The sequence below is a fragment of the Streptomyces sp. NPDC048290 genome (assembly GCF_040652095.1).
Lineage (GTDB): Bacteria > Actinomycetota > Actinomycetes > Streptomycetales > Streptomycetaceae > Streptomyces.
In genome coordinates this window covers 29,535-43,117 of the sequence record NZ_JBEZLM010000005.1, presented here as the reverse complement: position 1 = coordinate 43,117, position 13,583 = coordinate 29,535, and the positions used below count along the sequence as shown (strand labels likewise).

Annotated in this window: 9 protein-coding genes and 1 riboswitch; of the genes, 3 read left to right on the top strand and 6 right to left on the bottom strand. The window is 72.9% G+C overall.

Translation table 11 applies throughout. The annotated features are described in order from the left end of the window. Window positions 1–159: 159 nt before the first annotated feature. Window positions 160–1,860, top strand: a complete 1,701-nt coding sequence (locus tag AB0D49_RS09625; RefSeq protein WP_362753551.1) for an NAD(P)/FAD-dependent oxidoreductase — start codon at window positions 160–162, stop codon at window positions 1,858–1,860. A 7-nt stretch (window positions 1,861–1,867) separates the two neighbouring features. Here the strand turns inward: AB0D49_RS09625 and AB0D49_RS09620 are convergent, their stop codons facing one another. Next, window positions 1,868–2,614: a DUF5995 family protein gene (locus AB0D49_RS09620; protein WP_362753548.1), complete on the bottom strand. Its 747-nt coding sequence runs from the start codon at window positions 2,612–2,614 to the stop codon at window positions 1,868–1,870. 183 nt (window positions 2,615–2,797) lie between these two features. Here AB0D49_RS09620 and AB0D49_RS09615 point away from each other — a divergent pair, with 183 nt between their 5' ends. After that, window positions 2,798–3,961, top strand: a complete 1,164-nt coding sequence (locus tag AB0D49_RS09615; RefSeq protein WP_362754553.1) for a glycoside hydrolase family 6 protein — start codon at window positions 2,798–2,800, stop codon at window positions 3,959–3,961. Here the strand turns inward: AB0D49_RS09615 and AB0D49_RS09610 are convergent. The 3 genes from AB0D49_RS09610 to AB0D49_RS09600 all read right to left on the bottom strand — a co-directional run bounded on the left by AB0D49_RS09610 (window position 3,937) and on the right by AB0D49_RS09600 (window position 7,780). Then, complete coding sequence (locus AB0D49_RS09610; protein ID WP_362753546.1) at window positions 3,937–5,349, bottom strand: solute carrier family 23 protein; 1,413 nt, start codon at window positions 5,347–5,349, stop codon at window positions 3,937–3,939. The genes AB0D49_RS09615 and AB0D49_RS09610 overlap by 25 nt on opposite strands. 150 nt (window positions 5,350–5,499) lie before the next feature. Continuing rightward, a complete protein-coding gene (locus AB0D49_RS09605) occupies window positions 5,500–6,462 on the bottom strand; it encodes a LysR family transcriptional regulator (RefSeq protein ID WP_362753543.1) in 963 nt (320 codons plus the stop codon). Window positions 6,463–6,553: 91 nt separating this feature from the next. Then, window positions 6,554–7,780, bottom strand: a complete 1,227-nt coding sequence (locus AB0D49_RS09600; protein ID WP_362754550.1) for an MFS transporter — start codon at window positions 7,778–7,780, stop codon at window positions 6,554–6,556. Between the two features lie 184 nt (window positions 7,781–7,964). Here AB0D49_RS09600 and AB0D49_RS09595 point away from each other — a divergent pair, with 184 nt between their 5' ends. Further along, window positions 7,965–9,152, top strand: a complete 1,188-nt coding sequence (locus AB0D49_RS09595) for an ROK family transcriptional regulator (RefSeq protein ID WP_362753540.1) — start codon at window positions 7,965–7,967, stop codon at window positions 9,150–9,152. Window positions 9,153–9,567: 415 nt separating this feature from the next. On the opposite strand, the gene AB0D49_RS09590 is transcribed toward AB0D49_RS09595, so the two are convergent. Next, window positions 9,568–10,452 carry an RNA polymerase sigma-70 factor gene (locus AB0D49_RS09590; RefSeq protein ID WP_362753537.1) on the bottom strand — a complete coding sequence of 295 codons (885 nt, stop codon included), beginning with the start codon at window positions 10,450–10,452 and terminating at the stop codon, window positions 9,568–9,570. Window positions 10,453–10,621: 169 nt separating this feature from the next. Next, window positions 10,622–12,898, bottom strand: coding sequence for a glycosyl hydrolase family 18 protein (locus AB0D49_RS09585; protein ID WP_362754547.1), 2,277 nt, complete (start codon window positions 12,896–12,898; stop codon window positions 10,622–10,624). 416 nt (window positions 12,899–13,314) lie between these two features. Beyond that, window positions 13,315–13,445, top strand: a riboswitch (FMN riboswitch). Window positions 13,446–13,583 lie beyond the last annotated feature (138 nt).

Here is a 13,583-nt window from a genome sequence, read left to right as displayed (position 1 = left end):
CCCGCCTACCGTTTTATGTGGCCCGCACCTCCACCTGCCCACCCGGTGGTCCGGCGGGCCACACCCCTGTTCCCTCCCGCAAGGGCCAGGGCCGTGCCCCGAGGCCCCCCGCGCCTCCCGGGTCCCGCCGCACGACCCCCGCAAGGAGTCCCGTACGCCATGACGTCCACCGTGCCCAACGCCGTCGAGCACACCGACGCCCAGCAGCCGCCGATCACCATGTTCGGCCCGGACTTCCCCTACGCCTACGACGACTTCCTCGCCCACCCGGCGGGCCTCGGGCAGATCCCCGCGACCGAGCACGGCAGCGAGGTCGCCGTCATCGGCGGCGGACTGTCCGGCATCGTCGCCGCGTACGAGCTGATGAAGATGGGTCTCAAGCCGGTCGTGTACGAGGCCGACAAGATCGGCGGACGGCTGCGGACCGTCGGCTTCGAGGGCACCGGCACCGAGGACCTCACGGCCGAGATGGGCGCGATGCGCTTCCCGCCCTCCTCCACCGCGCTCCAGCACTACATCGACCTGGTGGGCCTCACCACCCGGCCGTTCCCCAACCCGCTCGCCGAGGCGACCCCGTCCACGGTCGTCGACCTCAAGGGCACCGCCCACTACGCCGAGACCGCCGCCGACCTCCCGCAGGTCTACCGCGATGTCGCCGACGCCTGGAACCGCTGCCTGGAGGAGGGCGCCGACTTCTCCGCCATGAACCGCGCCCTGCGCGAGCGGGACGTCCCGCGCATCCGCGAGATCTGGTCCCGGCTGGTCGAACAGCTCGACAACCAGACCTTCTACGGCTTCCTCTGCGCCTCCGACGCCTTCCGCTCCTTCCGGCACCGGGAGATCTTCGGCCAGGTCGGCTTCGGCACCGGCGGCTGGGACACCGACTTCCCCAACTCCATCCTGGAGATCCTCCGGGTCGTCTACACCGAGGCCGACGACCACCACCGGGGCATCGTCGGCGGCTCCCAGCAGCTGCCGCTGCGGCTGTGGGAACGCGCCCCGGGGAAGATCGTGCACTGGGCCCAGGGCACCTCCCTGGCCGGCCTGCACCCGGGCGGCGACCCCCGGCCCGCCGTCACCCGGCTGCACCGCACCGCCGGGAACCGGATCACCGTCACCGACGCCGACGGCGACATCCGCACCTACCGGGCCGCCGTCTTCACCGCCCAGTCCTGGATGCTGCTCTCCCAGATCGACTGCGACGACACGCTGTTCCCGATCGACCACTGGACCGCCATCGAGCGCACCCACTACATGGAGTCCAGCAAGCTGTTCGTCCCCGTCGACCGGCCGTTCTGGCTCGACAAGGACGAGGAGACCGGCCGGGACGTCATGTCGATGACCCTCACCGACCGGATGACCCGGGGCACCTACCTCCTGGACGACGGCCCCGACAAGCCGGCCGTGATCTGTCTGTCGTACACCTGGTGCGACGACAGTCTGAAGTGGCTGCCGCTGTCCGCGCACGAGCGGATGGAGGTCATGCTGAAGTCGCTCGGCGAGATCTATCCCAAGGTCGACATCCGCAAGCACATCATCGGCAACCCGGTGACCGTGTCCTGGGAGAACGAGCCCTACTTCATGGGCGCGTTCAAGGCCAATCTGCCCGGCCACTACCGCTACCAGCGGCGGCTGTTCACCCACTTCATGCAGGACCGGCTGCCCGCCGACCGGCGCGGGCTGTTCCTCGCGGGCGACGACATCTCCTGGACGGCGGGCTGGGCCGAGGGCGCCGTGCAGACCGCGCTGAACGCGGTCTGGGGCGTCATGCACCAGTTCGGCGGGGCCACCGACCCCACCAACCCCGGCCCCGGCGACCGCTACGACACGATCGAGCCGGTCGAACTCCCGGAGGACTGAGGCGAGTTCAGCGCGGCAGCGGGGTCAGCATCATCCGGCCCGCGAAGCCGACCGCCGCGTCCAGGCGGTCGGTGAACTCGGCCGCCACGTCCGGCAGTCCGCGCAGCGCCCACAGCGCCCGCGCCGCCGACCAGGTGGCGTCCCGGGCCCGCTCCAGGCTCCAGGCGCTCAGCAGATGGGTCAGCGGATCGGCCAGCTGGAGCAGATCGGGACCCGGCATCAGATCCTCACGGACCCGCTCCTCCAGCGTGGTGAGGAGATCGCCCACGCGGTCGAACTCGTCCTCCAGGTCGCCCGGGGCGCAGCCGAGCGTACGGCAGGCGTCCACGACGGCGAGCGCCAGATCGTGCCCGATGTGCGCGTTGATCCCGGCGAGCGCGAACTGCAACGGCCGTACGCCGGGATGGCGGCGGAGCTGGAACAGCGGACGCCAGCAGGCGGGCGGGCGGCGGCCCTGCTCGGCCGCGTCGACCGCCGCGAGATACCGCTCGGCGAACCGCGCGTCCAGCGTGATCGCCGCCCGGGGGTCGGGGAACCGCCCGGCGTCGATGCCCTGGTCGACCGCCTCCGTGACGGTCAGATAGACCCGGTTGAAGACGGCCACGCCGTCGCCCGGGGGCAGGGTCTTGTCCAGCAGGCGCATCCGCGCGATCACCCGGTCGACCGGGGTGTCGACAGAGGTGCCGACACGGGTGTCGACGGCCGTGCGGACGGGGCTGCCGAGGGGTGGGGGGAAGTGTTCCGAGGGCGCCATGGGGGCAGGGTCCCAGTCTTGGGCGGGCCCGGGTGCCGGGCGGACCGCCGCTTCCCCAGAACGGGGGACGCCGACGGTGCGGGGACGAGGGGGACGAGGGGGGAGCGTACGGTGGCAGGCTCACGCGCGCGGCGGCTGGCCGCCCGCCGGGCGGCACGCAGGCGGGCCGCCGCGCGGAGCGCGATGGTGGTCGCGGCGTCCGTGGTGGTGACCGTCGGCACGGTGGCCGGACTGCTCGCGGCCACCGAACAGCGGCACGGCCGGGACAAGGAGGCCCGCCCCGCCGAGGTCACCGGTACCCCGCGGGTCGCCCGGCCGACCCCGCCGCCCGTACCGTCCCGCTCCCCGGAGCCGCCCTCCACCTCCCCGGCCGCGTCCCCGTCACCGCGCCCGAGTGCCACCCGGCGGACCTCGCCGCCCCCGTCCGCGCCCGCCCCGAGCAGCCCGCCCGCCACCGGGAACCGCAGCGCACCGGCCACGCCCCGGCTCTACCGCCACCCCGACTCACAGGTCCTGGACTGGGTACGGGCCCACCCCGGCGACCCCCGGACCGCGCTCATCGAGTCCGCCATCGCCGCCCGCCCGGCAGCCGTCTGGTTCACCGACCCCGCGCCCGCCACGCTCACCGCCCGGGTCCGCGAGGTCACCTCCGGCGCCGCCGCCGAGGGCCGGGTCCCGGTGCTGGTGCCGTACGCCATCCCCGACCGGGACTGCGGCGGGCACTCCGAGGGCGGCGCGCCCGACCTCGCCGCCTACGACGCCTGGATCGACGCCTTCGCCGCCGGGCTGGGCGCGGCCGAGGTGATCGTGATCCTGGAGCCGGACTCCGTGGCGCTCTCCGACTGCCTCACGGCGGACGACCGCGCCGACCGGTTCGCCTCGCTGGCCCGCGCCGGGCGGGTCCTGAAGGCCGCCGACCCGAAGGCGCGGGTGTACTACGACGCCGGGCACTCCGGCTGGCACGACCCCGCCGCCCAGGCCGCGCTGCTGCGGCAGGCGGGCGCCGCGTCGGCCGCGTCCTCCGACGGGATCTTCAGCAATGTGTCCAACTTCCAGCGCACCGCCGACGAGATCGCCCACGACCGGCGCGTCCTGGACGCCCTCGACGGCCCCGCCGGGCTTGGCGCGGTGATCGACACCAGCCGCAACGGCAACGGGGCGCCGCCCGACGGCGCGTGGTGCGACCCGGCCGGACGCAAGCTGGGCACCGCCCCGACGCTGCGCACCGGACAGGCCCGCGTCGACGCCTACCTCTGGGTCAAGCTGCCCGGCGAGTCCGACGGCTGCCAGGGCACGCCGGGCACCTTCACCCCGTCCTACGCCTACGACTTGGCGCGCGGCGCCTGACCGTCGCCGTCGCCGTCCCCGCTGTCGTACGAGCTGGTGCCCTCGTCCAGCAGGGGTTCCTGGGTCTTGAGGTGGGCGGGGGCGAAGGCGCGCAGGGCGTGGTAGCCGGTGATGACGACCAGCGTGCCCAGCGCGATACCGCTGAGCGAGAAGGTGTCGCTGATCTTCAGGGAGACATTGCCGACGCCGATGATGATGCCCGCCGCGGCCGGGACCAGGTTCAGCGGATTGCGCAGATCGACCTTGGCGTTGATCCAGATCTGTGCGCCGAGCAGCCCGATCATGCCGTAGAGGATGACGGTGATCCCGCCGAGGACCCCGCCCGGGATCGCGGCGACGACCGCGCCGAACTTGGGGCACAGCCCGAACAGCAGGGCGAAACCGGCGGCGGCCCAGTAGGCGGCCGTGGAGTAGACCCGGGTCGCCGCCATCACCCCGATGTTCTCGGAGTACGTGGTGTTGGGCGGGCCGCCGAGCGCGGTGGACAGCATCGAGCCGACGCCGTCGGCGGAGATCGCCGTACCGAGCTTGCCGTCCAGGTTGTCGCCGGTCATCTCGCCGACCGCCTTCACATGTCCGGCGTTCTCCGCGACCAGCGCGATCACCACGGGCAGCGCGACCAGGATCGCCGACCACTCGAACGACGGGCCGTGGAACGACGGCAGCCCGATCCAGTCGGCCCGGCCCACCGCGGAGAAGTCCAGCCGCCAGTGGTCGGTGATCTGCCCGCTGCCGTCGGCGGAGTGGATCTGCCCGAAGACCCGGTCGAACAGCCAGGAGACGGCGTATCCGAAGACCAGGCCCAGGAAGATCGCGATCCGGGACCAGAAGCCGCGCAGACACACCACCGCGAGCCCGGTGAACAGCATCACCAGCAGCGCCGTCCACTGGTCCTGCGGCCAGTAGGTGCTGGCGGTGACCGGCGCCAGGTTGAAGCCGATCAGCATGACGACCGCGCCGGTCACGATCGGCGGCATCGCCGCGTGGATGATCCGCGCCCCGAACCGCTGCACGGCCAGCCCCACCAGGAACAGCGCGGCGCCGACCACGAAGACCGCGCCGGTCACCGTGGCACTGCTGCCGCCCTGCGCCCGGATCACGGCGGCGACCCCGACGAACGACAGCGAACAGCCGAGGTAGCTGGGCACCTTGCCGCGCGTGGCCAGCAGGAACACCACGGTCGCGACGCCCGACATCATGATGGCGAGATTGGGGTCGAGGCCCATCAGGACGGGCGCCACGAACGACGCCCCGAACATCGCCACCACGTGCTGGGCGCCGAGCCCGGCGGTGCGCGGCCACGAGAGCCGTTCGTCGGGCCGGACCACGGCGCCGGGGGCCGGGGTGCGTCCGTCGCCGTGCAGTTTCCAGCGGACGCCGAGATCCATGGGGTTGTCGCTTTCGTAGGGCGTGCAGGTCAGGACCATTGTCGGGGGTGGGGGGGAGTGGTTTCGGCCAGGGGCGCGAAAACTCTGTCCGGGTTGCCGGGTTGCCGGGCTCGCGGGCCCTCAAGGGCTCCCGGGCTCCCTGACGGCCGTTCAGCCCGTCGAGGTCGTCGCGCCCGCGTGCCGGGCCCACGCCGGACGCCAGGTGCCCGGCTCCCGGGCCGCCCGCCGTGGCTGGATTCCGGCCAGATGGGCGCGGAGCGGGGCGAGGGCCGGGTGCGGGTTGCCGGTGTGCCAGAGGAGGGAGTGCGGATACACCGGCATGGGGTCCACGACCCGGATCAGCCGCAGGTCGCGGCCCCCCGGGCGGAACAGCGGGGTGCGCGCGCCGAGGAAGGCGACCAGGGTGGTGGACGCCGTGACGGTGTCGATCAGCGCCTCCACACCGAAGTCGGGACCGCCGGTGTCGAGGGTCAGCCCGAAGGCGTCCGCCAGCGCCTCGTAGTAGGCCGCCCACTCGGTGCCGGGCGCGTTGCCCGGCATCCAGACGCGGTGCCCGGCGAGCTGGGCCAAGGTCACCGCGTCCGCGCCCGCGAGGACGTGCCCCGGCCCGGTGAACAGCCGCAGCGGCTCGTCCAGCACCGGCATCGCCGCGATGTCGTCCGGCAGCCGCTGCCCCGGCATGGTCACCGCGCGGAAGGTGGCGTCCAGTGTGCCGTCGCCGAGCGCGGCCACCGCTGCCTCCGCGCTGGGCAGCGTCACCACGTCCAGCGGGACGTCCGGGTGGCGGCGGTGGAAGTCGCGCAGCGCCCCGGCCAGCGACAGCCGCCGCCCGATCACATCGACCCGCAGCGCCCGTCTCCCGGGCCGGACGGCCGCCGCGGCCCGCTCCTCGGCGCTCACCAGCCCACGGGCGTGCGGCAGGAACGCCTGCCCGTCCACGGTGAGTTCGGCGCCCCGCGCGGTCCGGGCCAGCAGCCGCACCCCGAGCCCCCGCTCCAGCGCGGCGATCCGCTTGGACACGGCCTGCTGGGTGACCCCCAGGTCCACGGCGGCCAACTGGAACTGCCCGCTGTCGGCGACGGCGACGAAGGTGCGTACGGCGTTGAGATCCACGACGACAGCGTAGGAAGCGGGGGAGGGCCGAGGGGACAGCCGGGGGCGGGGACCGGGTGCGAGGACCGGGGGTGAGCGCCGGGCGCGTCCGCTACCCCTGCCGCTCGCTCACCGCCGGACTCGCCCCCGTCGCCTTCACCTCCCGCCGGTCGCCCGAGCGCAGCACCTTGGCGAACACCGCGAGACCGCTCGCGAGCACCGTCACCAGCGCGAACGACACCACCAGACTGGTCAGCTGGGCCAGCCCGCCGATCGCGCTGGGCGCGACCAGACCCGAGGTGTACGTGATGGTGGCGACACCCGCGATGGCCTGGCTGGGGTTGGGACCGCTGCGCCCGGCGGCGGCGAAGCACAGCGGTACGACCACCGCGATACCGAGCCCCATCAGGGCGAAGCCGGTCATGGCGATCGCCGGGTGACCGCCGAACACGATCAGCAGTCCGCCGAACGCGGCGAGGAACCCGCCGTTGCGGACCGTGCGGACCGCGCCGAAGCGGTCGACCACCTTGTCCCCGGCGATCCGGGCGATGGCCATGGTCAGTGTGAAGCCGGTGGTGCAGGCCGCGGCGAGCCCGGCCGAGGAACCGAGCTGGTCCTGGAGGTACACCGCCGACCAGTCCAGGCTGGCGCCCTCGGCGAACACCGCGCAGAACCCGACCGCGCCGATCAGCACCGCCGACTTCGGCGGCAGCGCGAACCGCGGCGGCGGCTCCTCGTCCTCGGCGGGCTGGAGATCCAGTACCCAGGTGCAGGCGATCAGCCCGAGCACGGTCAGCACCCCGGCCGCGATCACATGGTGCAGCCGGGCGTCCGTGCCCAGGTGCGCGGCCAGCGTGCCGCCCGCCGAACCCAGCAGCGCGCCCGCGCTCCACATGCCGTGCAGCCCGGACATGATCGAGCGGTTCATCCGGTTCTCGACCTCGACACCGAGCGCGTTCATCGCCACGTCCGACATGCCGGAGGTGGCGCCGTACACGAACAGGGCCAGGCACAGCGTGGCCAGGTTCGGGGCCAGCGACGGCAGGACCAGGGACAGCGTCCACAGCGCCAGCAGTCCGCGCAGCGCGGTCCGCGCGCCGAACCGGTGGCTGATCCGTCCCGCCAGCGGCATCGCCAGCGAGGCGCCCAGCGCCGGGAACGCCAGCGCCAGCCCCAGCTGGCCCGCGCTCACCCCGGCGTGGTCCTGGATCCACGGCACCCGGGTGGCGAACGACCCCGTCACCGACCCGTGCACCAGGAACACGGCCGCCACCGCGTACCGGGCGTGCCGTACCGCCCCCGGCCCGTAGGACGTCCCCGTCCCCGTCCCCTCGGCCATCCCACTCATCCGCGAAGCCCTCCCCGTCGTCTCTCGTCCCCGATGTCCCGGGGACGGCGTACGGCCCCCCGCCATGGCGGCTCCGAACGCCCGGCGTAAACTATCAGGGTCCCTGCCTGATAGATAGCCCATATCTCGCTGGCCGTGATCGGCACGGCCCCGCCCGTCTGGGAGGATTCCCGGCATGCCCGCATCCCCGAGCACCGCCCGGGTCATCAATGACCGGCTCGCCCTGCGTCTGCTCCAGGACGAGGGCCCGTTGACGGCGGGTCAGCTCAAACAGCTGACCGGACTGTCCCGGCCCACGGTGGCCGACCTTGTGGACCGGCTCACCGCCGCCGGACTGATCGAGGTGGTCGGCGAGGCGGGCGAACAGCGGCGCGGCCCCAACGCCCGGCTGTACGGGATCGTCGCGAGCCTCGCCCAGCTCGCCGCGCTCGATGTCCGCACCGAGGGCGTCTCCGTGGTCGTCTCCGATCTGCTGGGGGAGGTGCTCGCCGAGGCGGCGCTGCCGATCGGCGGTGAGCTGGGCACCGGACCGGCCGTGGAGCAGGCGGTGGCGCTGGTCGAGCGGACCGCCAAGGAGGCGGGCGCGGACCGGCTGCACACCGTGGGGATCGGCGCCCCCGGACTGATCGACCCGGCGACCGGGGACCTGCGGAACTCCAAGGGCCTGCCGGAATGGCACCGGCGGCTGGTGGCCGCCCTCCAGGAGCGGATGCCCGAGGCCCGGGTCACCATCGAGAACGAGACCAACCTCGCCGCGGTCGCCGAACAGCGCGAGGGCGCCGCCCGCGGCCGGGACACGTTCGTCCTGCTCTGGCTCGGCCATGGCGCCGGGGCCGCCGTCGTCCTGGACGGCACCCTGCGCCGGGGCGCCTCCGGCGGCACCGGCGAGATCGGCTTCCTGCCCGTCCCGGGCACCCCGGGGCTCCCGTCGGCGACGGACTGCGAGGGCGGTTTCCACTCCCTGGCGGGCTCGACGGCCATCGAACGCCTCGCGGCGGCGCACTCCCTCCCGGTGCCGGACCCGCTGCCGGGGGAGCTCGCGGCGGCGTCCCTGGTCCGGGCGGCGACCGGCCGGGCGGCCTCGCATCTCCCGTCCGCCGCGTTCCTCGACACTCTCGCCGACCGGCTCACCATCGGCGCGGCCTCGGTGGTGGCGGTCCTGGACCCGGGCTGTGTGGTGCTGGGCGGCGAGATCGGCGCGGCGGGCGGCCCGGACCTGGCCGCCCGCGTCGAGTCCCGGCTCCGCGGGATGTCCCCGCTGCCCACGGAGGTCCGTCCCACGGAACTCGGCGGTGAGGCGGTCCTCAGAGGCGCCCTGCTGACCGCCAGGGACCGAGCACAGGACGAGGTCTTCTCCCCGTAGGGCTTGTGGGCCCCGTAGCCCCGGACCGCGTGGCTCCATGGAGCCCGGCTGCGTGGACCCGGACCTCGTGAATCCCGTGGACTTCGGCTCCGTGGCCCTGGGCCCCGTAGCCCCGCACCCCGTGGACCCTGTGGAGCCCGGGTCCGTGGACCCGGACCTCGCGAACCTCGTGGACCTCGGCTCAGTGGACCCGGTGGGCCCCGTAGGCCCGCGCTGCGTGGACCCGGAGCCCCGTGGACCCGGAGCCCATAGACCCAGGCTCCGTAGACCCCGTAGCCCCCTGGCCCCCATAGTCCCGCAGCCGCAGCCGCAGCCGCAGCCGCAGCCGCAGCCGCAGCCGCAGCCGGTACCCCCAGCCCCGTCGCCCCCCGAGGAATACCCGGGCCGGGGCCCGCCCCCCCCGTGGACCCCGGTCTCAGCTCCCGGCCAGTTGCCTCCCCACGTACTCCAGCTTGTCCGGGTTGACGACCGCCCGTACCCCGTGGATCAGGCCGTCGTGGATCTCGAACTCGGCGACCGCGGTGATCTGGTCCCCGTCCCAGGCGACCAGGGCGGGCCCGCCGTTGACCTCGGCCATCGTGTAGCGCAGATGGGCCATGAGCTTCCGGCCGCCGCCGAGCAGGAACCGGACCACCCGGACGCGGCCCTCGACGGGCGTGCGGGCCGCGGTGACCTTGCCGCCGCCGTCGCCGTACCAGGTCACGTCCTCGGCGAGGACCTTCTCCAGCGCCGTCAGATCGCCGTCCCGGGCGGCGGTGAGGAAGGAGGCGACGAGTTCCGCGCGCCGCTCGGGCGCGGGGGCGAAGCGGGACTCCTCGTCGGCGAGATGCCCGACCGCCCGCCGGTACAGCTGACGGCAGTTCGCCTCGGTCAGGTCCAGCACCCCGGCGATCTCCCGGTGCCCGTAGCCGAACGCCTCGCGCAGCACGTACACCGCGCGCTCGGTCGGGGTGAGCCGCTCCAGCAGGACCAGCATCGCCAGGGAGACGGCGTCGCGCTGCTCGGCGGATTCGAGGGGGCCGAGGGTGCCGTCGGAGGTGACCACCGGCTCGGGCAGCCAGGTGCCGACATAGCGTTCGCGGCGGGCGCGGGCGGAGGTCAGCCGGGTCAGACAGAGGTTGGTGACGACCTTGGCCAGCCAGGCGGCCGGATGCTCGATCCGGTCCCGGTCGGCGCCGTCGTACCGCAGATAGGCGTCCTGGACGATGTCCTCGGCCTCCTCGGCGGAGCCGAGCATCCGATAGGCCAGGGAGAACATCCGGGGCCGGTGGCTCTCGAAGACTTCGACACGGGTCGCCATCCGTCCACCATGACAGAACGGCCCCCGGCGGGGTGGGCCGGGGGCCGTCGTTCGGGGGAGGGCAGGGGCCGGATTGGGGGGACCCGGCGGCGGGCAAGGGCCGTCGTCACCGCCGCCGGGCCCGATCAAGGGGGCGGGGCCCCAGGACCCCGCCGCACCCCGGAGGGGATCAGCAGGCTCCCTGGTCCTGCCAGACGCCCCACTCGCCGGTGGTCCCGGGCTCCTCGCCCTTCGTCCACCACTTCGCCTTCCAGCTCCGCCCCTTGTGGGACACCACCGTGCCGGTGCCGTACTCCGCGGTCGCGCTCCAGGCGGCCGGGGTGCAGGGGCCGGTCGGGGTCGGTGACGGAGTGCCGGTGCCGCCGCCCGGCTCGACCACGGTGGTGCCGCGGGCCAGGTCACCGGCGAGCGCGTAGGTCTTGCCGCCGAAGGTCACGGTCCAGTTGGACGGTGTGGAGACCGGCATGTAGTAGACGAAGTCCAACTGCACCGAGGCGCCGGGGGCCAGGCTCTGCCAGGCCGGGAGCTTCAGCGAGACCCGGTGGAAGTCGCCCTTCAGCCCGCCCACGTTGGAGGCGGCGGTGTGGTCGCTGCGCACCACCGTGGTGCCCCAGCCGGACTGGTCCTTGGCGTTGCCCGGCGCGGAGGTCGCGTAGTCGAACTGGAACTCCGTACCGCCCGGCAGGGTCGCCGTCGTGTTGTTGGTGATCTTCAGCTTGGGGCTGATCGGGTAGTTGGTGTCGCCCAGCGGGAACTGCCCGAACTCCACGTCCACCTTGACCGCCTCGGCGGGCAGCGCGATGTTCGACTTCTTCGCCCCGTACGGGGTGGCCGCCTTGTACTTGTCGTACATCAGCGTGATCAGCGAGTCGCCCTGCTCGTACTGGCCCTTGGCGGCGTTCCAGTCGTAGTCGCCGGCCAGCTCCCAGATCATCGTGCCGCCGAGGCCCTTGTCGAGCACGTAGTCGGCCTTGGCGCCGATGGACTGCTCGTCCTCGGTGGAGATGAACACCTTCTTCTCGGCGTTCCACAGCCAGGGCGAGACCAGCGTCGGGTCGTACTTGCGGACGTAGCTGCCGGTCAGCCTGGTGTTCGCGGGCAGCCCGAACTTCGGCAGGTAGTCGGGGACGATCCCCTTCTCCAGGTTCTTGGCGTGCCACATCGGGTTGAACCCGGCCGGGGACTCCGCCCCGTTGGTGTCCTTGTCGTGCCAGACGTTGTCGATGCCGACGGCCCCGTCACCGCACTTGGTCAGGCCGGAACCGGGCGGGCAGCTGGTCGCGGACGCCTTGCCCCACAGTCCGTCGGTCCCGCCCTGGACGTTCTTCCAGCCACGGGTGTAGGTCGGCACCCCGATGTTGATCCGCCCGGCCGGCATCGACCCGCGGAAGTAGTGGTACGCCCAGTCGGTGTTGAGATAGCCGATCCCGCCGTACTGGGACGTGGTGTAGATGCCCGAGCCCGCCAGCTCGGTGTCCTTGCCGTCGTCGTAGAGCGCCGCGTTGGGCCCGACATGCTCGTTCCAGGTCCCGTGCAGGTCGTACGACATGATGTTGACGTAGTCCAGGTACTTCTGGACCTGGAAGGTCTCCATGCCGCGCAGCAGATAGCCGGAGGAGGGCGCGGCGACGGTCAGCAGATAGTGCTTGCCGTCGGCGGCCGAGGCGCGGTCCAGCTTCTCGCGCAGGGTCTTCATCAGCGCCGCGTAGCTCTTGCCCAGCCCGGCGCGGCGGGCGTTCGCCACGGTCCAGTCGGCCGGGTTGCCCGCGTCCTTCATGGAGGTCGGGTACTCGTAGTCGATGTCGAGCCCGTTGAAGCCGTAGGTGCGCAGGAACTCCACGGCGGAGTCGGCGAAGGTGTCGATCCCGGCCTGGTTGACCGAGCCGTCGGCGTTCGTGGTCGTCTTGTAGAAGCCGCCGCTGTCGGTCCAGCCGCCCACCGAGATCAGCGTCTTGACGTCCGGGTGCTGCTTCTTGAACTTCGTCAGCAGGTTGAAGTGGCCCTTGTAGGGCAGCGCCGGGTCCAGTTCGGCGCCGGGGACCCCGGGGAAGCTCATCCCGGTGTTGGGGTTGTCCGCCCCGGCCGCGCCGATGCTGATCTTGTTCGCGGCGTCGACGCCCGCGAACGCGTAGTTGATGTGGGTGATCTTGTCCCACGGGATGTCGCTGGCGAGGTAGGCGGGCCTGCCGTCCTTGCCGGTGCGCCAGTTGGCGAAGTAGCCGATGATCCGGCGCTGGTGGTCCGCGCCGAGCTTCTCGCGGCCCTCGGTGTCGTAGACCGAGCAGTAGGGGACCTCGACGCCGGGGGTGCGGTACAGCCCGTCGGGGCGACAGGACTCCTGGTCGGCGGCGTGCGAGACGGTGGCCGGGAGTCCGGCGAGCAGCAGTCCCGCGATCGCCCCGGCGGCGGCGAGCAGGGCCGGTCTCGCACGGCGGGGGGACGGGATGCGTGAGGGGGAAGGCACAGTCGGTTCCTCTCCACGGAAGTTGCGAGGACAGTAAAGAGGACTAGACCAGTGCGTCAATAGGTATGGACCAATTGCAACGACCGCTGGTCGCGGGGGAGTTCGGCCGCCCCGCTGTGCGCCCGATGGGCGGGAAGCCGGAGAAACCTGTGCGGGGGCGGGCACCGCGCGTGGACGCAGGGTCCCCCGGGCGCCGCCCCCGGACCACCCCGCCGCGCCCCCTTGAGCCGGCCTTGAGCCCCGCTTCAGGCTCCCTTCAGGTACCTCTCGGTCACCGCCCCGCCACTGTGTGTGAGCCGACCTGTGCGGCAGTCCTCGCGTCGGCCTGTGAGTCAGCCCACAAACGCCCACCCGTATGCATGTCCCGGCGGCGTGGCACACTGGCTGCGTAACAACAGCAGCGCACTCCGGGGTCGGTGAAAGTCCGAACCGGCGGTTACAGTCCGCGACCCGGTCGCCTCCAGCGACCGGTTGACCAGGTGAAACTCCTGGACCGACGGTTAAAGTCCGGATGGGAGGCAGTGCGCGGCGGGCGAGCTTTCCCAGTGCGCCGCCGTCATGGTCCGTCCGTGGTTCCCACGGGCCGTCCCAGGCGTCGCCACCGGTGTTCTCGCGCGCAGAGTCTGTCGTCCGCGACAGCCCCCGGAGTCCGTGCCCGAAGAGGCAG